The sequence below is a fragment of the Brevibacterium sp. Z349TD_9 genome (genome assembly GCF_056173565.1).
Genome location: NZ_CM149680.1, coordinates 1,367,454 through 1,388,860, shown reverse-complemented (window position 1 = coordinate 1,388,860; position 21,407 = coordinate 1,367,454). Strand labels below are relative to the sequence as shown.

The following is a 21,407-nucleotide window of genomic DNA, read 5'->3' as shown; positions in this document are numbered from 1 at the left end:
GCTCAGCGGTCGGTCGCGACGATCTGGTAACCGGCTTCGTGGGCGTCGAGGTCGGCCGACAGCTGTGCGCGGGAGGACCGCCTGCCGAGGACGGCAGCGTAGACGACGACGGCGGCCGTGTAGGCGATGCCGATGGCGATCTTGACCAGCGGTGGGAGCGGGTTCGGGGTGACGAAGCCCTCGATGAGGCCGGAGAGGAAGAGCATGATGACGAGTCCGCCGGCGACGACGAGCAGGGAGCGGGCCTCGGTTGCGAGCTTCGTCCGCCGCAGCTGCGGGCCCGGGATCACCCACGCGAAGAAGAGCCGGAGACCGGCGGCCGCGGCGAGCAGGATGCAGCTGATCTCCGGGATGCCGTGCGGGAGGATGTAGAGGAAGAAGTCCGCTCCCCGATCGAACTCGAACATCATCGCTGCCGAGAAGCCGACGTTGACGGCGTTGAGGACGAGCCCCTGGACGACGAAGACGCCGGTGACGCCGAGGAGGACGAACTGGACGGCGATCCACGCGTTGTTCGTCCACACGCCCACGGCGAAGAAGCCGTTCGGGTTCTCCTTGTAGTACTCGACGAAGTCGTGTTCGGCGAACTGCTGCCGGGAGGCGCGGTCGCCGAAGGTCTCGAGCACTTCGGGGTGAGTGCCCGCCCATACCCCGGAGAGCACGGAGACCGAGAGGAAGAAGACCGCGACGGCGACGAAGTCCCAGCGCAGCCGGTAGAGCGACAGCGGCAGGGCGACGACGAAGAAGCGGCTGAGTCCCGAGAGCCCGCCGGCGGGGACGGAGGAGAGGTGGGTGCGCGCCCGGTGGACGATCGTCGAGAGCCGCGCGGCCTCGAGGGAGTCCGGGGCCACCGTCATGATCTGCGAGAGGTCCTTCGACGCCGCCCGGTAGAGGACGAGGAACCGCTCAGCCTGCGCCGGATCGAGCCGGTTGCGCTTGGCCAGGGCCGACAGCTCCCTCCACTGGTCCCCGTGCATCTCGGCGAGCAGGTTGGGATCCATGCCTCCACCCTAGACGATGCCGCCCCGGCATCGGGCCGCCGTGGAGCAGGTGTGCCAGGATGGTGGTGTGAGCACTCTGGTGACAGGCGAGGCCGTCGAACTCAGCGTCCAGCCCGCGGCGCTGGCCGCCCGCGCGCTCAGCTGCCTCATCGACGCCGTCGCCTACACGCTGGTCAACATCGGACTGCTCGTCGCGACGTTCTGGCTGCTCCTCCAGCTCCGGTCGCTCAACGGGCTGCTCCTCACCGCGGTGATGACGATGATGACGGTCGCCGTCTTCGTCCTCCTCCCCCTCCTCGTCGAGGTCCTCACCCGCGGGAGGTCGCTCGGCAAGCTCATCCTCGGCCTGCGGATCGTCCGTGACGACGGTGGGGCGGTCCGCCTCCGGCACTCCTTCGTCCGCGCCCTGCTCTGGCAGTTCGAGGTCATCGGGACCGGCGGTGGGATCGCCGCACTCTCGGGACTCGTGTCCCCGCAGACGAAGCGCCTCGGCGACTACATGGCCGGCACCATCGCGGTGAGCGAACGCGCGACTCCCCCTCCTCCGGTGCACACGCACGTCGCCCCGCAGCTCGTCCCCTGGCTTGCGGAGACCGACGTCTCCGCGGTGCCGGCCGGCCTGCGCCGCCGGATCGTCCAGTTCCTCGCCGTCGCCCCCGGGCTCGGCCACGAGTCACGCTGGCAGCGGGCGATCGAGCTCGCGACCGAGCTTAACCCCTACGTCGCCCCGGCTCCACCCGAAGGGACGCTGCCCGAGCAGTTCCTCGCCGCCGTCGTCGCCCGCCAGCGCGTGACCGACCGGGACAGGGCCCACCGCCGAGGTGCGCAGGCCGAGTCCTTCCGCGCCGGGGTCGACCGGCTGCCGCACGGCCTGCGGCTGAGCGCCGACCGGCAGCGGTAGCGGCGCTCAGTACCGGTAGTGGTCGGGCTTGTACGGCCCGGCGACGTCGACGCCGATGTACTCGGCCTGCTCCTTCGTCAGCTCGCTCAGCTGCGCCCCGAGCGCGGGCAGATGGAGCCGGGCGACCTTTTCGTCGAGCTCCTTCGACAGCCGGTGCACCGCATCGTCGTAGTCCGACCCTCGGGTCCACAGCTCGATCTGAGCGAGGACCTGGTTGGAGAACGAGGCGCTCATGACGAACGAGGGATGCCCGGTGGCGTTGCCGAGGTTGAGCAGCCGACCCTCGGAAAGGACGAGGATCTGCGTCGTTTCCCGTCCGAGTCCGGCCTCCGTCGGCACGGGGATGGTCCATTCGTGGACCTGCGGTTTGATCTCGACGACGCTCACCCCGTCGACGCGACGCAGGCCGGCAAGGTCGATCTCGTCGTCGAAGTGGCCGACGTTGCCGACGATCGCTCCCGGTTTGAGGCTGCGGAGGACGTCGACGTCGACGACGCGGGTGTTGCCGGTCGTCGTGATGACGATGTCGGCGACCTCGGCGACGTCGGGCAGGAGAGCCACCTGGTAGCCGTCCATCGTCGCCTGGAGTGCGCAGATCGGGTCGATCTCGGTGACGACGACGCGCGCCCCCTGACCGCGCAGCGCTTCGGCCGCGCCCTTGCCGACGTCCCCGTAGCCGACGACGACGGCGATCTTGCCGCCGATGAGGACGTCGGTGGCCCGGTTGAGGCCGTCGGGCAGGGAATGGCGGATGCCGTAGCGGTTGTCGAACTTCGACTTCGTCACCGAGTCGTTGACGTTGATCGCGGGGAACGGCAGGCGTCCCGCCTCGGCGAGGCGGTAGAGGCGGTTGACACCTGTCGTCGTCTCCTCGCTCACGCCCTGGATGCCCTCGGCCAGGCGGGTGAAGCGGCCGGGAGCCGCGGTCATCGCCGTCTCGAGCTGGGCGAGGAAGGCCCGATACTCCTCGGGGGCGTCCTCCCCGGCGGTGGGGACGCGGCCGGCGGCTTCGTCGGCCGCACCTTCGAGGACGTACATCGTCGCATCCCCGCCGTCGTCGAGGATGAGGGTGGGTCCTTCGGCGAAGTCGAAGATCCGGTCGGCCGCCCACCAGTACTCCTCGAGGCTCTCGCCCTTCCATGCGAAGACCGGGACCCCGGACGGCGCCTCCGGGGTGCCGTCGCCGACGACGACGGCGGCCGCGGCCTCATCCTGGGTGGAGAAGATGTTGCAGCTGGCCCAGCGGACCTCGGCGCCGAGGGCCACGAGGGTCTCGATGAGCACGGCCGTCTGCACGGTCATGTGGAGGCTGCCTGAGATCCTCGCCCCGGCCAGCGGGGCGGAGGCGGAGTACTCCTCGCGCAGCGCCATGAGGCCGGGCATCTCGCGTTCGGCGAGCCGGATCTGATGGCGTCCCGCCTCGGCGAGGGAGAGATCGGCGACCTTGAAGTCGGTGGGTGCGAGCACGGGTCCTCCTTGGGATTTCGGGACGTTGGGGGCAGCGGTCAGGCGACGCGGCCTTCGACGATGTCGGTGGCGCGGGCGGTGAGCTCGCGCATCCGGGCGTCGTCGGGGGCCTCGACGTTGAGCCGGACCAGGGGTTCGGTGTTCGACTTGCGCAGGTTGACCCACCAGTCGCGGCCCTGCAGGCTGATCCCGTCGAGGTCCTCGACGAGCTCAGGGGCGAACCGGGGCGCGGCGGCGGCAAAGGCTTCGAGCACGGCGTCGGGGTCGGCGACGGTGAAGTTGATCTCCCCGGACTGCCGGTAGGTGTCGTAGGCGGCGACGAGACGGGAGGCGAGCCCGTCGGCCTCGGCGAGGGCGGCGATGAGGTGGCATGCGGCGAGCATGCCGGAGTCCGCGCCGTAGAACTCCTCGAAGTAGAAGTGCGCGGAGTGCTCGCACGCGAAGACCGCACCCTCCTCGCGCATGAGGGTCTTGATCCCCGAGTGGCCCACCTTCGAGCGCACCGCGCGGCCCCCGGCGGCGGTGATCGCCTCGGGCACGCTGCGGGAGGTGATGAGGTTGTGGATGACCGTGGGTTCGTCGCGACCCGCCGCTCGGGCGCGGGCGATCTCCCGTTCGGAGACGAGGGCGCCGACCGCCGAGGCCGACATCGTCGCCCCGGTCTCATCGATGAAGAAGCAGCGGTCGGCGTCGCCGTCGAAGGCGAGCCCCAGGTCGGCGCCGTGCTCGCGCACGGCGGCCTGGACGTCGACGAGGTTCTCCGGCTTGAGCGGGTTGGCCTCGTGGTTGGGGAACGTCCCGTCGAGTTCCGTGTAGAGCCCGATGATCTCGAGTCGGGTCGCCGGCAGCCCGGCGTCGGTGCCGAAGACCTCGCCGATGAGGCGCCCGGCCATGCCGTTTCCGGCGTCGACGACGACGGTGAGGTCCGCGACCTCGTCGAGGCGGGTGAGCTCGCGGATGCGCTGCGCGTACCGGGTGCGCACCGAGGCGGCCGCGGATTCGTCGACGGAGACCGCCGGGGTCCCCACCGCAGGGTCGGGGGCGTTCGGGGCGAGGTCGCAGATGCGGCCGAGTCCGGTCTCGAGGCTCACCCCGCCGGCGCCGGGGGCGCAGATCTTGATCCCGTTGTAGTCGGCGGGGTTGTGGCTCGCGGTGATCATCGCCCCGGGCAGGTCGAAGATCCCGGAGGCGAAGTAGAGCTGGTCGGTCGAGCACAGGCCCAACAGCACGGCCCGCGATCCCGCGGCCTCGACTCCGGCGGCGAAGGAGCGGGCGAAGCCCGGGGAGCTCGGGCGCATGTCGTGTCCGATGACGACCTCGCCGCTGCCGTGGATCTCGCCCATCGCCGAGGCGGTCGCCCAGCCGAGGGCGAAGAGGACGTCGTCGTCGAGCTGGTCGGGGATCCGTCCCCGGATGTCGTAGGCGCCGACGGCGGTGTCGAGGGCGCGGGAACGGGAGGCGGAGAGGGTCTCACCTGACATGGGGGTCCTTCGGTTCGTGCGCGGAGAGGCTCAGGGGCCGATGATGCGCAGGTGGCCGTGCTTGCGAACGGCGGGGGCGGGCTCGTCGACAGGGGTCGGACCGTCGGGGCGCGGTGTCGTCGTTCCCGCCGCTTCGCGGACGGCGTCGGCGATCGCGAGGAGGTCGTCGTGGGTGCGCTCGGGCGGTTCCTCACCCGTCCCGATGCGGATGAGCTGCCAGTCCACCGGCGGGGTGAGCCTCGCGGCGTGGTCGGCGCACAGGTCGTGGGCGCCGGGTTCGGCGCGCCGGGCGAGGGGACCGATGACGACGCAGGCGTCCGCGTGGACATAGGTCATGGTCGCGGTGGCGCTGCGCGAGCAGCTGACTTTCGAGCACGTACGCAAGGCTGACACAGTACTGAACTCTACACGCTGGCCCCGTCCGTTCCGGGCAGGCGCCGCCGGGTGCGAGCCGATGGGATCGCCTCGGTAGAATGACGGGCTATGAGCACGCGCCGCAGACGGGATCGCCACGGCCGGGGACTGCGCTCCCCGCTCCACCGCGCCGACGTGCCCGCACGCGAGACGCGGGCGCAGAGCTTCGCCCGCCTCGCCGCCGAGGAGTTCGCCCGGCACCGGGCCAGGGACCCTGAGCTGCTCGCCGACGTCGTCCTCGCCGTCGACGCGGTGCCTCCGGCGGGGTCGGATGAGCCGAGCTTCGGGCGGGTGTTCCCTGCGACCCCGCACCGGCGGACCCACATCGTCCTCTACCGTCGCCCGATCGAGTACCACAGCCTCGGCGGCAGCAGGGAGAGCCTCATCGCCGAGGTGCTCGCCGATCAGGTCGACCTGCTCCGCGGAGCGTGAGCGGACCGCGTCAGCGGAGCCGGATGTCGCGGTAGGCGACGCCGGCGGGGGCGGGCGCGGGCATGACCGCCGAGACCCCGGTGTCCGAGGTGACAAGGAGGCTCGCATGCACACCGCCGGTCACCGTGCCGGAGGCGTTCGCTGCCCCGATGACGAGGGCGCGGACGGCATCCGGGGAGATCTCGGCCGGGTTGAGTCTCGTCGTCGTCGACTCCTCGAGGTCGACGGTGCGGGGGTCGGTGAGGGAGCCGTCGTCGCGCATCCCCGCCACCTGCACCTGACCCTGTCCGGGTGAGAGGAAGAGCTCTGCCGAACCGGTGCGCGGCAGCGCCATGAGCTGGGTCTCGGCGAGGTCGTCGGTCGCGCTCAGCGTCGCGAAGTCCCCCTTGCCGCTGTCGTCGTTCGTCGCGACGATCCCCGAGGCCTGGACGGTCCGGTCCGAGGAGACGACGATGCTCGCGGCGTCGAGCTCCCCGAGATCGGCTTCGGCCACACCCTGGGCGACGACGGTGAGCGAGGAGCGCGGGAGGTCGATCTCCCCGTCGGGACCGTAGGCCTTGAGGTCGACCTCGGCGAGGTCGTCGCTCGGGTTCGCCACGCGCACCCGCACGCTCTTGCCGCTCATGCCGGTGAGGACCTGTTCGGAGTCCGCCCCGGCCCCTGCGGCGGCGAGGTCGATGCCCTGCGGGGTGAGGCCGTCGAGTTTCGTCTCCTGGACGGAGCCGGCGAGCACTCCCCCGTCGACGGAGACGTCGACGGCGAGCTCCTCGGCCCCGGCGGCGAGCCCGGCCAGGCGCACGGCCCGCTGGGATCCGGCGCGGATGCTCAGCTCCGTCGGCTCTCCCCGGGCGCCGGCGGCCGTCATCATCTGCACGCGGGCTTGGACGGGCGCGGAGCCGGGGTTGCTCAGCAGCAGCTGCGAGTTCGAGCCCGGCTGGCCGGAGCCGGCGAGGATCCGGAAGTTCGAGGCCGGTTCCGCACACGTGAGCGTCGCCAGGCCCGTGAGGTCGCCCGAGGTGCCTTCGACGGTCTCGAGAGCCGTCGTCAATGCGGGCGCTCCCGGGCGTGCGAAGCCGGTGACGATCTTCGTGCCCGCCACCGGGTCGTCGCCGGAGACGAATCCCGCCGAGGCGGGCTGGTCGAAGTCCGGGCCGCCCCCGAGGTCGGCGACCCGCAGTCGGGCGGCCGAGACCGAGCCGTCGGCGGCGCTGATCGGCGCCGAGGCGGCGAGGACGCGGGTGCTCACGTTCGAGTCGTCGACGAACTCCGCATCGGTGCCTTCGGCGGCTTTGTCGGTGAGCAGGGGTCCCGGGCAGATCACCCTGGTGTCGGCCGTGGGCATCCGCACCTGCTCCGGGCTGCGGTCGAGGGTGCCCGAGGTGATCGGGGCGAGGAACGAGGTGGTGGCGACGATGACGCCGGGAACGGCGATCGCCGCGAAGGTGACGATGCTGCGGCTGAGCTTCATGGCCTCTCCCTCGTCAGTGTCCGCGAGTGGGTGGCAGCGCTGCGGTTCGGGCGCTCCTCCGAGTCGGCGGGCCGCCCGGCGTCCGAGGAGTCCGCGGTCTCGGCTGCGTCGGGGTCGCCTGCTCGGCCGGTGTCGGTGCCGCCGGTCTCCGCCTGTGACAGAGTCCCTCCGTCGTGCGCCTCTTCGTCGCGCGTCTCTTCGTCGCGCGTCTGCCCGTCCCGATCGCTGGAGCGGGCCTCGCCTCCTCGACCGCCCGCCCGCGGGCGGTGGCCTCCCGTGCGGCGGGTGCCGATCGGCAAGGCGACGATGAGGCAGACGAGACCGAGCACCCATCCGGCGATGACACCGGCGCTGACCAGTGGGGATCCCTCGTCGAGGTCGACGGTGCCCCCGGCGGCGGGCAGCGAGAACTCCGCATCCCATGCCGCGCTCGGCTCGGCCGGCCGCGGCAGGGTCTGATCGCCGATGGCGGCCTCGAGGTCGGGGGCGTTCTCAGCGACGATGAGCGTGCGTCCCTCGGCGCCCGCCGGGACTTCGATCCGTCCGTCGACGATCGGTGCCGTGGACAGCGTCCCATCGGGCTCGGCGATGAGGAAGCGTCCGCTGTAGGGCTTGTCGACCTGCCAGAGGGTGCCCGTCTCGGTCGGACCGACCTCGACGAGTCCGGTGGCTGCGGCCACGGAGCTGCGCAGTCCGTCCTCTCCCGAACCGACGAGGACGAAGTCGACGCCGAGGCGGCCGAGGAGGTCGCGGACGTCACCGGCGTCGTCGGCGGACAGGGCGGCCGCGGCCTGGGCGATGAGGACCTTGTCCTCGCCGATCGGCAGCGGGCGACGCTGCCCCGGAGGGCCGCCGACCGCCTCGGCGGAGAGCACCGTCGAGGTGCCGAGAGCGGTGCCGTCCGCGGTTGAGATGAGGGTGGCGATGACCTCGCCGTCGACGGCGTCGAGGCGCAGGGTGCGCGCCTCGGTGTCTCCGGCCCCGCGGTCGGCGGCCAGGGCCGGGACGGTCCCGTGCTCGGCGGTGGCGACGGTGTCGTTCGAGGTGAAGGCGGGTCCGACGCCGAGCATCGCGAAGCCGAGGGCGGCGAGGACGACGAGTCCGGTGAGCACGCGCATCGGCGCCCGTGACCGCCCCCGGGAGCCGGCGGCGAGACGGTCGGCGCCGAGGGCGAGCAGAGCGATGGCCCCGAGGCTCGTCAGCGTCAGACCGGCCGCAGGGTAGGACCCGATGAGGGCGAAGGGCCCGACCTGCGCGGGGAGGTGGACCTGAAGGGTGGCCAGGGCGAGCCCGGCGAGGTAGAGCCCGACCGTCCACGTGAGGACCGGCAGGGGGATGCGGGCCTCGATGAGCGTGAGGAAGGCGAGGACGAGCATGGGCACGACGACAGCCGGAGCCCACAGACCCACGGTCGCCGCAGCAGCCGAGCTGAGGCCGAGGGCGTCGGCCGCGGCACCGAGCCAGCCCAGGTCGAGCGGGGCGGGGAAGCCGACGGCGAGCAGGTAGGTCGGTGGCGCGCCCGGGGCGAGCGTCTGGCCCGGCGTGACGAGCAGGGTGCCCGGCTCGGTGATGACGCCGAGGAGCCACGGCCATGCGAGCACGAGCGTGGGGGCGAGCAGCCAGAGGTGGCGCAGCCCCTGCCGGGTGGCGAGGAGGACGACGGTGAGCACGAGGCCGATGACGAGCAGGAGCGGGCTGCCGGCGATGAGGACGAAGAGGAGGAGCCCGGCTCCTGCGGCGGCGGAGACCGACCCGGTGCGCAGGCTGCGGGTGAGAGCGATGACGAAGAGCGGGGCGGCGATCCAGACGACGATGACGCCGAGGCGACCGGCGGACAGTCCGGTGAGGAAGAGCGGGGCTGTGACCCAGAGGAGACCTGCGAGTCCCCGCACCCAGCGACCGTGGACGAGCATTCCGGCTGCGGCGTAGGCGGCGATCGCGGCGCCGACGGGGGCGAGCAGGATGAGCACGCGGACCGTGAGGTCGAGGTCGCCGAGGAAGGGCAGACCGAGGACGGCGAGGACGAGCTGGAGCGGATCGGCGGGGACGTCTGTCCCGGTGCCGACGTCGAGCCTGCCTCCGAGGAGGCGGGCGATGAGCTCGCCGTAGCCGACGTCGGTCGAGCCGAGCGCGCCGCCGACGAGGTGGCCGGGACCGAAGAGGCGGTGCGAGACGATGCCGGAGAGCACGCCGGAGACGAGGATGAGGTACGTGAGCGGGTGGGTGAAGATGCCGGCTCCCCCGCTCACCTCGAGGCGGGAGAACGAGTCGATGGCCTCTTCGGTGTCGCCGACCTGGTGGAGATCGGCCTCGTCGCGCACGTCGTCGACGCCGACGCCGGAGGCGGTGCCCTCGACCATGCTGCGGCGTTGGACGGCGAGCTCGTCGGAGTCGGCGTAGAGCGCCGAGAGGTGCGCGCTGTTCGCCCGCCTGCCGAGGCGACCGCGCTTGCCGTTCGCCCTCCGCAGACGTCCGGTCGCGCGGACATCGGAGGGCAGGCCGAGGAGCGCGGAGAAGTGCCAGCGGGCGGTGCGCGGGTCGTTGCCGAGGAGGGCGAGGAGGGCACGGCCGATCCGGGTGAGCGCGAGGCCGAGGACGAGCGCCGGCAGACCGGGACGAGCGAGGCTGAGACGGTACCGCTGTTCGGAGCGGATCTGGCCCGACGAGCGCGGCGGGCGGGCAGAGGACCCGAGTTGGGCCGCCTCGGCGGCGGAGACCTCGAGCCGGGCACGGGGGGCGACGACGACGCGTTTGCCGAGGTCGCGGAAGCGGCGCGAGAATTCGATCCCGCGGTAGGCGGGGCCGAGCACCCGACTCGGCGCCCCGACCCGGGAGAGTTCGGCGGTGGCGATGAGCATGCCGGGCAGGTCGAGGGCGAGGGTCTCGCCGACGCCGTCGCGCTGGCCCTGGTCGACCTCGCCGGTGCCCACGGGGTTGACCCGCTCCCCCGCCGAGGTGGTCGTCACGCCCGCGGAGACGATCCGGTCCGACGCCATGAGCTTGGGGCCGACGGCGGCGATCGATTCGGTGGCGCTGATCGCCTCGACGAGTTCGTCGAGGCAGCCCGGCTCGGGCCGGGAGTCAGGAGTGAGGAACCACAGGTACTCGCTGCCCGAGACGGCCGGCAGGGCGAGCGCCTCGGTGACGGTGAGCCCCCCGAGATCGACGACGGGGATCTCGGGGTGGATCCGGTGCAGAGCCGTCTCGAGCTCGGCACGGCGGGAGTCGTCGCCGGAGACGACGACAGTGACAGCAGGCCTCACACGACTCGCTTCTTGAGTCGGCGGCGTTCGCGCTCGGACATGCCGCCCCAGATCCCAAACCGTTCGTCGTTGGCCAGGGCGTACTCGAGGCATTCGGAGCGGACCTCGCAGGACTCGCAGACCCGCTTGGCCTCACGTGTCGAGCCGCCCTTCTCCGGGAAGAAGGCCTCGGGATCGGTCTGGGCGCACAGCGCCTGGTCCTGCCACGAGAGCTCTCCGTCTCCGGCGGCGCCGAGGAGCAGCGACAGCGGTGACACTGCGGTATCGTCGACGGGAAGCGGTGTGAGATCGTTCGGGTCGATGGCCAGCGGGTCCGGCAGCGTGTCCGGTGTCCTGGCGCCGGGTTCGACGAACCAGTCGCCGGCGCTGCGGGAGGTCACTCCCGGTATCGCGGAGTGCTCCTCCTGTTCGAGCCTCTTTCTCTGTGCGCTCTGCACGATGTTCCCCTTTCTCACGCTCAGCGTGTTGTGCCTTCCGAATCCGAGAATTCGTGCTAAGCGCGTTCCCCTTAGGTATAAATTACACGCGTGTCATTACTGTCGAGTCAAGCCCTCTTGGAGTATCGGGGCGGCCCCGGTGACCGTATTCGAACACACCTTCACATGCACACGCGCCCCCGACACAACATATGGTGCGGTGAGGCCCCCGCCCCACTATCCGTGGTGTCGCGACGGGGATTCTGTGAGAATTTCGGATTCGTTCGGCAGGGATGGGAATATGGAGGGATGAGCCACGGAACCGGAGCGAGGGCGGGCATGAACGACAGACTGCTCACGGTCTACGCCCCGCCGGTCGACGAGGACATCCGCCCGGGATCGGACCTCGCGGCGATCCTCGTCACCAGCCTGCGCCGCAACCGCATCGACCTCAAGGACGGTGACATCCTCGTCATCGCCTCGAAGGTCGTCTCGAAGGCGGCCGGACGGCTGGCGAGCGTGGCCGACCGCACCGAGTTCGAGGAGCTCGTCGCCCGCTCCTCGACCCACCTCGTCGCCGAGCGCAGCTACGCCTCGGGCACGACCGTCCAGGTGGTGCGGACCCGAACGGGCACCGTCCAGGCCGCTGCCGGCCTCGACCAGTCGAACTCCGGAGGCGACGTCGTCCTCCACCCGCTCGATGCCGACCGCTCGGCCGACGAGCTGCGCTCGCGTGTCGAGGAGGCCTTCGCCGTGCGCATCGGGGTCGTCGTCTCCGACACGACCTCGCGGCCGTGGCGGGTGGGCGTCGGCGACATCGCGCTCGGCCTCTCCGGCTTCTCGGGCCTCGACGACCAGCGCGGTCTGCCCGATGACGACGGACGGCTGCAGTCGGTGACCGTGCGCGCCGTCGCCGACGAGATCGCCGCGGCCGCCGACCTCGTCAAGGGGGCGGCCAGGGGTCTGCCGATGGCGCTCGTGCGCGGAGCCGGCGGCTATCTCGACAACGGCGGCGACGGTGCGAGCGCACTGTGCCGCGACCGCGCCGAGGACTGGTTCCGCTACGGCCACGTCGAGGCGATCCAACGGGGTCTCGGGGTCGAGACCGTGCCCGGGCGCCCAGCGGCCGGCGACGGCGGCGACGACATCCTCGAGCGGGTCTCACGGGCCGTGCGCGTCGTCCGCGGCGGGATCTCCCGGACGCCTGGACACGCGGCGTGGCGGATGCGCATCGAGGGCTCGGGGTCGCGGATCGTCATGAGCCCCTCGGACTCCCCGGCGGTGACGCAGGCCGACGGGCCGCCGATCCTCGAGGCGATGGTCGGACTCGGCTCCCTCGTCGAACGGATGCACACCGCGCTCTTCGCCGAGGACCTCTCGGCGACGACGAAGTGGCAGTGGGCCGACGGGGAGCTCGGAGCCTTCCCCCGCGGCGTGATCATCGACATCGGACTCCTCACTCCCTGAGCCCCCGACACAGTCCCTCCCAGCGACACAGTCCCTCCCAGCGACGAAAGCAGGTTCCCTGGTCCTCTCCCGCCTCAGCCGCACCGGCGGTCCCGTCCTCCTCTGGCGCGGCCCCGAATACGACCGCCTCGACCTCACCGGCCCGGTCATCGCCAACTGGGTCCACAAGGGAGTCGGCCTCTTCGGCGACTACGACCTCGGTCCCGACTTCACGCTTTTCGTCCCCTCGCCGGCCGGTCTCCACTGGCGTGAGCTCGTCGCGATCCTCAGCGTGCTCCTCGGCGGCGGCCGTGTCGTCCTCGGCGGGCCCGGCCAGGCAGCCGGCAACCAGGAGGCCGCCGAGGGACCGCCGGCGATCGACCCGGCGATCGTGCCCGATGGGGACTTCCACGCCTTCGTCGCCGCGGGCGTCGAATCGGACCCGGCGATCGCCTCGGCGGAGGAGATCTTCGTCTTCAACCCTCCCGCGCTGGCCCTGAGCACCCCCGTCGACGCCGATCTCATCGACGTCAACTCCGCGATCCGCGCCTACCCCGACGTGACCTCGGGGCGGCTCGACCGCTCCGGCGTCCTCGTCGTCGCCGGCCCCGGTGCCGAGCCGACGGAGGTCGCCTGGGCCGAGGCCGAGGAGGCGGGGACCGGTCGGCCCGCGGGGATCCTCGTCTCCCACTCGACCCCGCTGGCCGGGCAGTGGCCGGAGTTCCTCGGCCACCTCCTCGGCGGGGGTGAGACGCTCCTGGCCACAGGCGTGGATGAGGCCCACATCACGGACCTCGCGGGAACCCTCGGGGAGGTCCGTGGCAGACTGGGCTCATGGACAAAGTAGTTGACACGCCCGCAGAAGCGGTGGCCGATATTGCCGATGGATCGTCGATCGCCGTGGGCGGTTTCGGGGTCGTCGGAGTCCCCGAATTCCTCATCCGCGCGATCCGGGACCAGGGAACGACCGACCTCGAGGTGATCTCCAACAACGCGGGCGTCGACGGCCGCGGACTCGGCGTCCTCCTCGCCGATCACCGGCTGCGCCGGATCATCGCCTCCTACGTCGGGGAGAACAAGGAGTTCGCCCGGCAGTACCTCTCCGGTGAGCTCGAGGTCGAGCTCACCCCGCAGGGCACGCTCGCGGAGAAGCTGCGGGCCGGGGGCGCGGGGATCCCCGCCTTCTACACGGTCACCGGCGCCGGCACCCAGGTCGCCGAGGGCGGCATGCCGTGGAAGTACGACTCCGAGGGCAACGTCATCAAGGAGTCCCCGGCCAAGGACACGCGCGTCTTCGACACGTTCGGGGAGGAGCAGCAGTACGTCCTCGAGGAGTCGCTCGCCCCCGACTACGCACTCGTGCGGGCGGCGATCGGCGATCGGCACGGCAATCTCGTCTTCCACTCCTCGGCCCGCAACTTCAATCCCCCGGCCGCGCAGGCGGGACGGATCACGATCGCCGAGGTCGAGAAGCTCGTCGAACCCGGTGAGATCGACCCGGACCAGGTCCACGTCCCCGGCGTCTTCGTCCACCGGGTCGTCCCGCTCACCCCCGAGCAGGTCGCCGACAAGCCGATCGAGAAGCGCACCCTGCGCCCCACCCCTGAAAGCGCCTGAGGAGAGCCCCTATGTCACTGACCCGCAACCAGATGGCCGCGCGTGCGGCGCAGGAGCTCGCCGACGGCAGCTACGTCAACCTCGGCATCGGCATGCCCACACTTGTGCCGAACTACGTTCCCGACGACGTCCACCTCGTCCTCCAGTCGGAGAACGGCCTCCTCGGCGTCGGACCCTACCCGACCGAGGACGAAGTCGACCCCGATCTCATCAACGCGGGCAAGGAGACCGTGACGATGCTGCCCGGCGCCTCGTACTTCGATTCGGCGGCGAGCTTCGGGATGATCCGCGGCGGCAAGATCGACGCGGCGATCCTCGGCGCGATGCAGGTCGCCGTCAACGGCGACATCGCCAACTGGATGATCCCGGGCAAGATGGTCAAGGGCATGGGCGGGGCGATGGACTTGGTCCACGGTGCCAAGCGCGTCATCGTCGTCATGGACCACGTCGCCAAGGACGGCTCCCACAAGCTCCTCGAGGTCTGCGACCTGCCGCTGACCGGCAAAGGCGTCGTCGAGCGCATCATCACCGACCTCGCCGTGCTCGACGTCAGCGGGAACGCCTTCACCCTCGTCGAGCTCGCCCCCGGAGTCACCGTCGAGGAGGTCAAGGAGAAGACCGGCGCCGAGGTGATCGTCGACGGCGAGATCCCCACCGTCGACGTCCCCAACGTCTGAGCCCGCGCGGCTGAGCGGCGCTGCGGCTGAGCGGCGCTGGGCCCCAACGCCGTTTCGAGGACGTTCAGTGTCGATTTCTGATTCCAGAATCGACACTGAGCGTCCTCGACTCGTTTCTGTGCAGAGGCTCAGCTCGGGTGGTGCCGCGAGACATCCCTGTAGGCGCGAAACATCCACCTGTGCGCAATCCCTACCCGTGGGCGATCATCATCCCCATGTGCTGTCCACGATCATCATCCCCACGCGCACAATTCATCCCCGCACGCGCAATCCTCACTCGAGGGCGCGAAGCATCCCGGGAGCGTCACAGACAACCGGCAGTCGCACACACCGCTCTCGCAGCCGCAAATCCTCCCCACGCGCGCGTAGGACGAGACGCTTGGGGTGAGGGGATGCGCGCTGGACCGGCCTCGCACCGCTGGGACGCTGAGGGGACGATGCCCAGACGAGAGGGACGCTGCTCAGGCGAAGGGCAGCGCCGGGTCGAGGCCTGTGGTCGCGACGAAGAGGTCGCCGTGCCCGTCGGCGGTGACCGCAGGCTCGTTCGCGCCGATGAACACGCTCTGGCCACGGGTCAGCGTCGTCGACGCGCCGACCGAGGTCAGGGTGATGGTGCCGGAGGTGCACAGGGCGATCGCCGCGCCTCGGCGCTCGATGCGCTTGAGTCGGGGGCAGCGCAGCGCCTGGAGGGCGAAGTCCTCGGTCGCGCCGGTGAGCACGCCGTCGCGGTCGGGTTCGAGCAGCGTCGGTGCGCTCGCAGCGAACGAGGCGATGCGCGTGAGTTCGGGGATGTCGACGTGCTTGGTCGTCAGTCCCCCACGGAGCACGTTGTCGCTCGAGGCCATGATCTCGATGCCGGTGCCGCCGAGGTAGGCGTGGAGGATGCCCGAGTCCATGGCCAGCGCCTCGCCGGGCTGGAGGTGGACGCGGCAGAGCATGAGGGCCACGAGCACCCCGGGGTCGCCGGGGTAGTCGGCGACGAGTTCGCGGAACGTCTGCATCGGGTCGAAGGCGGTGCCGATCTGCGAAGCGTGGCCGCGCGGCGGCGTCGCGAAGTCCTGGTCGGCGATCTCGGTGACGAGCTGCGGCGCCCGCACGTCGCCGAGGAGACGCTCGACCGTCCGGGCAAACGCTTTGGTCTCGCTCAGTCCCTTGAGGGAGGAGAGGATCTCCCCGAGGAAGTCGAGCGCGGAGACGCTCAGCGACAGCGAGAGGAAGCGTTCGAACGTCGCCCGCACAGCTTTGCGGGGACGGAACCCGGAGAGGGCGTGGAATTCGGTGAGCGCGTAGATGAGCTCGGGCTTGGCAGAGGCGTCCTTGTAGTTGCGGTCGGGCGCGTCGAGGTCGGGACCCGTCTCCTCTTCGCGCGCGAAGCCCTCTGCGGCCTGGGCAGGGGTGGGGTGGACCTGGATCGAGAGCGCACGCTCGGCCGAGAGGACCTTGAGGAGGAACGGCAGGCGCGGGCCGAAGGTCTCGAGCGAGTCCCGTCCCAGCAGGCCTTCGGGATCGCCGGCGATGTATTCGATGAGGTTGGGTCCGAGGTCGGTCCGCCCTTCCGCCCGAACGTCGACCGACGAACTCGAGCCGACCCGCCCGTAGCCCGACGATGCGTGCCGACCGCTGCCGGCGGCGAGTTCGAGGCGGGACGGGCTGAGCGGATGCGCACCGAGCCACAGCTCCGCGCACGGCGTTCCGTCCGGGACGGTGCCGAGGATCGCGGGGATCGCGTCCGGGGTTCCCCAGTCGAAGTTCTTCACCGTGTTGGTCAGCCGTCGCACAGGCTCCGCCCCTTTCTCTCGCCCGCTGGTGCCTATCACTCAACCGTAGCGTGCGCCCGCCCCGCTTTCCGGCGAAGACGCTGTGACTTCATCTCCTGTTCAGTCCTGTACATCAAGAGTTCACCACAGGACAGGTTGCCGGCAAGGGGGTTCGCCTCAGGTGCTGTGGCGGTTCCCCGCCGAGGTGGTCGGCCCGTCACCCTCGCCCCGCCGACGCGACCCCGTGGCCCCGCCGAGGTGGTCGGCCGCCCCAACCGTCGGACTGCCTCATCCTGGCCCGAGCAGTCGTGAGGTGCCGGTGCGCAGTGGACGAGAGTCACCGTGGGCGGATGCGAGCGGGCCCCGCAGCACGATCGTGCTGCGGGGCCCGCTTCACTGACTTCCGGGCGGCTGAGCCTCAGCCGACGACGCGGATGACCTTGGCGCCGCGGCCGAGCATCCACTCGTAGCTGCGCTTGGCGGTGTTCGTCCGGGTCGAGCCGGCATCGTACATCTGGCCCTTGGTCTCGGAGATGATTCCGATGTGACCGGGGATCCAGATGAGGTCGCCGGGCTTGGCGTCCTTGATCGAGATGACCTTGCCGGCGTTGCGCTGCTGACTCGTCGTGCGCGGCAGCTTGATGCCGTTCTTGCCGTAGACGTACTGGGTGAAGCCCGAGCAGTCCCATCCCTTCGGCGTGGTGCCGCCCCAGACGTACTTGACCCCGAGGTAGGACTTCGCGTCCTTGATGATGGCGTTGCGCTGCGCCTGGATCTTCTCCTCCTTTGACGGCTTGTCCTTCTTGCCGTCCTTGGAGTCCTTCGATCCCTTGTCGTCTTTGGAATCCTTGGAATCCTTGGAATCCTTCGATCCCTTGTCGTCCTTGGAGTCCTTGTTGTCCTTGGAGTCCTTGTTGTCCTTCGAGTCCTTGTCGTCGTTGCCGGCTGCAGCACCTTCCCCGGAGTCTGCACCCGAACCGCCATCGGCGGCGCTGTCCCCCGGAGGGGAGCTGTCGCCCGAGGCATTCTCATCGACGACTCCACCCGAGATGGTCCCGTTGGGAGAGAACTCCGTCGTGCCGTAGCCCTCGGCCCAGACGAGCTTCGCCCCTTCGAACAGCTGCTCCCCACGGCCGTCCTTGTAGGTGGGGTTCGACTTCGGGTAGCCGAGGTGCCCGCGCTCGTACCCCTTGGCCTTCCAGTAGCCCTGGAGCACGCCGGTCGTGTACCTCGCCCCGGTCTTGGGCGACCAGTGGATCGAGCCCTTGGAGAAGGTCTGGTACGCTCCCCCGTTCTTCAGCCCGCCTCGCTCGTTGCCCGTCGGCAGTCCGATCGTCTGGACGACATCGCCGCTGAACGCTCCCCGGATGGCGCCCTTGACGTGGTAGGCGCCGGTCTTCTTGGACCAGTAGACGACGCCCTTCTCGTAGTTGCGTCCCTTGGCGCCTGCGATGCCCTTGACATCGAACTCACCGCTCGTGGCCTTGCCGAGGTTGTTCTTCTCCGCGTAGTCCTCGATCGCGGTCTTCGGCTTCGGCTTGGGCTTGGGCGACTCGGTCTTCTCGTCCGAGGGCAGGTCGCCGGACTTGAGGATCGAGTTGACGGTGCTGCGGATCTCTCCGAGCTTCGCGTAGAACGCATCGCCCGGGCAGTCGGTGCTGCCGAGGTCGCGGTGGCCGACGAGGGTCGACTTGCTCGCGGTCAGACCGTTGAGCGAGAACTTCCACGCGATGGCGGCGGCCACAGCGTCACGGGTCTTCTTCGGCGGGGCCGAGCCGTTGTACGTGCCGAGGACCGAGATGCCGAACGTGCCGGAGTTGTGTCCGGCGACGTGGGCGCCGATGACGGCCTTCTCGAGCTTGCCGTCGCGGGCCTGCCACAGGCGGCCGTACTTGTCGGCGACGACGTTGTATCCGATGTCGGACCAGCCGCGTCCCTTCTGGTGGAAGGACTGGATGCCGCGGATGATCGCCGGCACGTCCTCGGCGGAGTAGCTGTTCGATCCCGAGGTGTGGTGGACGACGGCCTGCTTGATGCCGCTCGCGTAGTCAGGGCTGCCCTTGTAGGGCTTGGCGCCCCACGACTTGCGGGAGGCGATGTCGGGCCGCGGGACCTTCGCCGACTTCGCGACGGTGGACACCGAGGACGAGCCGGGGACGTAGTTCTGCGTCGTCACGGTCGCCGCTCCGCCGGCGGAGACGGTCGTCGCCTCGGCGGCGTCGCCGGCGCTGCCCGCACCGGTCTCGGTCGCAGCGGAGTCACCGTCGGTGGCCGGCTGCGCGCTCTGCGGGTCGATCTGGACGGGTGCGTTCTCGGCGACCGCCTCGGCGTCCGCGGACGAGCGCTTCGGGTCGACGAGGACGAGTTCGGCATCGCTGGGAGCCTTCTCGCCGAGGATGCGCATCTGGACGCCTGCCGCACGGTTGACCGTGAAGGGTTCGGAGCCCTCGTTCTTCGCCTCCTCCTGCTTCTCCTCGTCGAGCGTCTGCCAGTTCCCCCAACCGGAGTCGCTCTTGACGCGGACCTGGATGCGGATGCTCGACGGTGCGTTCGAGAAGGTGACCCCGACGAGGCTGGGGTTCTTCGACGGAACGTCGAGGACATCGGAGATGAGGGCGATGTTGACGCCGTCCTCGGTCTGCTGACGGACCGACCCGGAGATGTCGCCGTCGTCGTCGGCCTTCTCCGTCGGGGTCGACCCGTCGGTGGGGGCCGTGCCCTCGGCAGGTGCCGTCTCCTCGGTCTTCTCGCCCTGCGCGGCCTCGGCCGGGGCCGGGGTTTCGCTCGAGCCCTCAGGTGAGGTCAGCCCCGCCGAGGTGGGGGTGACGGCTGCCGTCGCCGCCGACGCACCGGTGCCGACCGTGGCGGGCACCTGGGTGGCGGCGAGTGCCGTCTGCGACTTGAAGACGTTGGGAAGGTTGCTCGACGCGCTCTGGTTGGCGACGGAGGCAGCGGAATCGCTGGAGTCGCGTGCGCCGGGGACGTTGAGTCCGTCCTCGCTCACCTTGAGCGCCTGTTGGGTCACTTCCGGCTCGACGGTTGCAGCAAAGGCAGTCGGAGCCGTGACCGCTAAGGTGCCGACGAGAGCGACTGAAGCGCAGCCCGCGACAGTGGGCAGTATGTATTTCATCGTTACAGCCTTTTCGAGGAAGTCAGGGAAGTTCAGGCCTCGGGGTCGGCTTCACCGTCGGCAGTACGGTGGGCAACCCCAACATCTCAAAATTGTTACACATTTCCGGCGTGTCAGACTAGCCAAATAACGAATGAACATAATTACACCGGTGTGGTTCCCAGTGTTCTCAGGCGACACACCGAGCGAAAGTTTTTTCGCGGGGTCCTTCTCCGGTCATCCTCGACCGGGGATCAGCCCCTCGTCCGCACCCTTTACGGGACGTAGCAGATAGCGCGCGCGTCCTCGTCTCCGCCCTTGTCAGGGCTGGCTGAGGCGGCGAGTTCGCGACCGGCGGAGGCGTCGACGTCAATGCCGGCGGAGACGCCCGCAGCGACGCCTGTCGACGCCGAGAGGGCGCTGTCCTGCTTCTCAGCGTCCGTGGAGGCTTTCTCGATCGCGTTCGCAACGAGGCGTCGCGCCTCGGCGAAGTCCGGTTGTGATGGTGTCACGCGCGGCGGAGTGAGGTCAAGCGACTCGATCTTCTGACTCTTCACCTTGAGGGCAAGGTCGACGAACATGTCGACCTGCGAGGACGGGATGTCCGTCGACACCGCTCCGGGGGTGGCCGCGGCGATGTCCTGGTACCGCGTGAGCACGGTCGCCGGGTCGAGCTGCTTGACCATGGCCTCCTGGACGCAGCGCTGGCGGATCATCCGCTCGTAGTCGCTGGAGAACTCGCGGGAGCGGGCGAACCAGAGCGCGTGGTAGCCGTCGAGCTTCTGCTTGCCCGGTTCGATCCAGCCCTTGACCGGGCCGTGCTTGCCCGTGGCCTTATTCACCTTCGAGGAGATCGGCACCCGCTTGCCCGAGACCAGGGTGATCCCACCGAGGGAGTCGATGAGGTTCTCGAAGCCCTTGAGGTTGACCATGGCGTAGTACTGGACCTCGAGGCCGGTGACCGCTGAGACGGCGTCCATCGTCGCCTGCTCCCCGGCGCGCTTCGGGTCGGGGAACTTCTCCTTGTACTTCTCGCCCTGCTGGAACACGGCATTGAGGAGGCATTCGCTGCCGCAGTTGAAGCCCTGCGGGTAGACCGCGTTGAGCGGCGAATCCTCGGGGAAGGGGACGTTCTGCATATTGCGCGGCAGTCCGATGATGACGGTCTTGCCGGTCTCTGCGTCGATCGAGACGAGGGAGAGCGAATCGGGTCGGATGCCCGTGCGGCCCTTGCCGGCGTCCGAGCCGAGGAGAAGGATGTTGTAGCGCCCGTCGACGGGTTTCGCGGCCTTGCCCGAGGCGAAGAGGTCGCTGACGAGCCCGCGCTGGCTGTTGAGGATGTTCGTGCCCCACGCCAGCGGTCCGACGACGACGAGGAGGAGGGCGCAGAACGCGCCGAGGAATCGAGTGCGCGCCTTCTTCGACAGGGTGACCAGGCGGATGCGGCGGACGGTGTCGAAGAGGCAGACGACCCAGTTGAGCCCGACGACCGGCACCCAGATGGTGAGGAAGGTGAGGATGTAGGGGTTCGTGCCGATCGTGAACGCGAACGTGCGATTGATGAGGATGGCGACGACGGCGATGATGACGAGCAGCCAGCTGATCGCCGTGATCGACAGCGAGATCTTCGCCCACCGGCGGGCACGGAAGAGCAGCTGGACGCCACCGGGAAGGAGGACGGAGACGAGGAGCAGCAGCCACGCCCGCAGGTCCCTGGTCGGCTGTGAGGCGTACGACGGGAAGCGGATCGGGTCGATGTACTTCGTCTCGGCCACTGCCTCACCTCTGCCTCTTGCTCGCTGACTGACTTCGGGCGCACCGACGCCCAGGCATCAATCGTGCCAAACCAACGTCCGAGTCCTCTGTGTCCCTCCATTGTGGCGCGTGGCAGAGGCCGAAGCCCGCACCTGCGCGCCTCGCATGTCGCCGATCACACCGTGTTCTCCCCCACACCTCTG

At 70.0% G+C, this 21,407-nt stretch carries 16 protein-coding genes; 6 read left to right on the top strand and 10 right to left on the bottom strand.

Features of this window, described 5'->3' with window-relative positions:
* Positions 1–2: 2 nt before the first annotated feature.
* Complete coding sequence (locus AC0VYB_RS06195) at positions 3–1,001, bottom strand: stage II sporulation protein M (RefSeq protein ID WP_063249427.1); 999 nt, start codon at positions 999–1,001, stop codon at positions 3–5.
* Between the two features lie 67 nt (positions 1,002–1,068).
* On the opposite strand from AC0VYB_RS06195, the gene AC0VYB_RS06190 reads away from it, so the two are divergent.
* Positions 1,069–1,902, top strand: coding sequence for an RDD family protein (locus tag AC0VYB_RS06190; protein ID WP_063249429.1), 834 nt, complete (start codon positions 1,069–1,071; stop codon positions 1,900–1,902).
* Between the two features lie 6 nt (positions 1,903–1,908).
* Here the strand turns inward: AC0VYB_RS06190 and ahcY are convergent, their stop codons facing one another.
* Genes ahcY through AC0VYB_RS06175 form a run of 3 tightly spaced genes read right to left on the bottom strand, consistent with a single transcriptional unit; the run spans position 1,909 to position 5,243 of the window.
* Positions 1,909–3,369, bottom strand: a complete 1,461-nt coding sequence (ahcY, locus tag AC0VYB_RS06185; RefSeq protein ID WP_475385092.1) for an adenosylhomocysteinase — start codon at positions 3,367–3,369, stop codon at positions 1,909–1,911.
* 38 nt (positions 3,370–3,407) lie between these two features.
* Positions 3,408–4,850 carry a phosphohexomutase domain-containing protein gene (locus AC0VYB_RS06180; protein WP_101624564.1) on the bottom strand — a complete coding sequence of 481 codons (1,443 nt, stop codon included), beginning with the start codon at positions 4,848–4,850 and terminating at the stop codon, positions 3,408–3,410.
* Between the two features lie 30 nt (positions 4,851–4,880).
* Complete coding sequence (locus AC0VYB_RS06175; RefSeq protein WP_257957740.1) at positions 4,881–5,243, bottom strand: DUF3499 domain-containing protein; 363 nt, start codon at positions 5,241–5,243, stop codon at positions 4,881–4,883.
* Between the two features lie 90 nt (positions 5,244–5,333).
* Between AC0VYB_RS06175 and AC0VYB_RS06170 the strand changes: the two genes are divergently transcribed.
* A complete protein-coding gene (locus tag AC0VYB_RS06170) occupies positions 5,334–5,696 on the top strand; it encodes a metallopeptidase family protein (RefSeq protein WP_009374829.1) in 363 nt (120 codons plus the stop codon).
* Positions 5,697–5,706: 10 nt separating this feature from the next.
* Here the strand turns inward: AC0VYB_RS06170 and AC0VYB_RS06165 are convergent, their stop codons facing one another.
* The 3 genes from AC0VYB_RS06165 to AC0VYB_RS06155 are packed head-to-tail and all read right to left on the bottom strand — an operon-like array spanning position 5,707 to position 10,864.
* Positions 5,707–7,164, bottom strand: a complete 1,458-nt coding sequence (locus tag AC0VYB_RS06165) for a DUF5719 family protein (RefSeq protein ID WP_259824206.1) — start codon at positions 7,162–7,164, stop codon at positions 5,707–5,709.
* Positions 7,161–10,427, bottom strand: coding sequence for a glycosyl transferase family 2 (locus tag AC0VYB_RS06160; protein WP_009374825.1), 3,267 nt, complete (start codon positions 10,425–10,427; stop codon positions 7,161–7,163). Before AC0VYB_RS06160 ends, AC0VYB_RS06165 begins: the two co-directional genes overlap by 4 nt.
* Positions 10,424–10,864, bottom strand: coding sequence for a WhiB family transcriptional regulator (locus AC0VYB_RS06155; RefSeq protein ID WP_269447355.1), 441 nt, complete (start codon positions 10,862–10,864; stop codon positions 10,424–10,426). The genes AC0VYB_RS06160 and AC0VYB_RS06155 overlap by 4 nt, the downstream gene beginning before the upstream one ends.
* Positions 10,865–11,182: 318 nt before the next feature.
* On the opposite strand from AC0VYB_RS06155, the gene AC0VYB_RS06150 reads away from it, so the two are divergent.
* From AC0VYB_RS06150 to AC0VYB_RS06135, 4 genes are all read left to right on the top strand, one after another.
* On the top strand, positions 11,183–12,310 hold the full coding sequence (locus tag AC0VYB_RS06150) for a coenzyme F420-0:L-glutamate ligase (protein ID WP_232252568.1): 1,128 nt from the start codon (positions 11,183–11,185) through the stop codon (positions 12,308–12,310).
* Positions 12,311–12,581: 271 nt separating this feature from the next.
* Complete coding sequence (locus AC0VYB_RS06145) at positions 12,582–13,136, top strand: hypothetical protein (protein ID WP_232252567.1); 555 nt, start codon at positions 12,582–12,584, stop codon at positions 13,134–13,136.
* Positions 13,124–13,906 (top strand): CoA transferase subunit A, encoded by a 783-nt coding sequence (locus tag AC0VYB_RS06140; RefSeq protein ID WP_040340918.1) that lies wholly within the window; start codon positions 13,124–13,126, stop codon positions 13,904–13,906. The genes AC0VYB_RS06145 and AC0VYB_RS06140 overlap by 13 nt, the downstream gene beginning before the upstream one ends.
* A gap of 11 nt (positions 13,907–13,917) precedes the next feature.
* Complete coding sequence (locus AC0VYB_RS06135; RefSeq protein WP_009374820.1) at positions 13,918–14,583, top strand: CoA transferase subunit B; 666 nt, start codon at positions 13,918–13,920, stop codon at positions 14,581–14,583.
* A 461-nt stretch (positions 14,584–15,044) separates the two neighbouring features.
* Here the strand turns inward: AC0VYB_RS06135 and manA are convergent, their stop codons facing one another.
* The 3 genes from manA to AC0VYB_RS06120 form a co-directional block, all read right to left on the bottom strand.
* Positions 15,045–16,361: a mannose-6-phosphate isomerase, class I gene (gene manA, locus AC0VYB_RS06130; protein WP_475385091.1), complete on the bottom strand. Its 1,317-nt coding sequence runs from the start codon at positions 16,359–16,361 to the stop codon at positions 15,045–15,047.
* A gap of 397 nt (positions 16,362–16,758) precedes the next feature.
* On the bottom strand, positions 16,759–19,365 hold the full coding sequence (locus tag AC0VYB_RS06125; protein WP_475385090.1) for an NlpC/P60 family protein: 2,607 nt from the start codon (positions 19,363–19,365) through the stop codon (positions 16,759–16,761).
* Positions 19,366–19,724: 359 nt separating this feature from the next.
* Positions 19,725–21,224, bottom strand: coding sequence for an LCP family protein (locus AC0VYB_RS06120; RefSeq protein WP_475385089.1), 1,500 nt, complete (start codon positions 21,222–21,224; stop codon positions 19,725–19,727).
* Positions 21,225–21,407 lie beyond the last annotated feature (183 nt).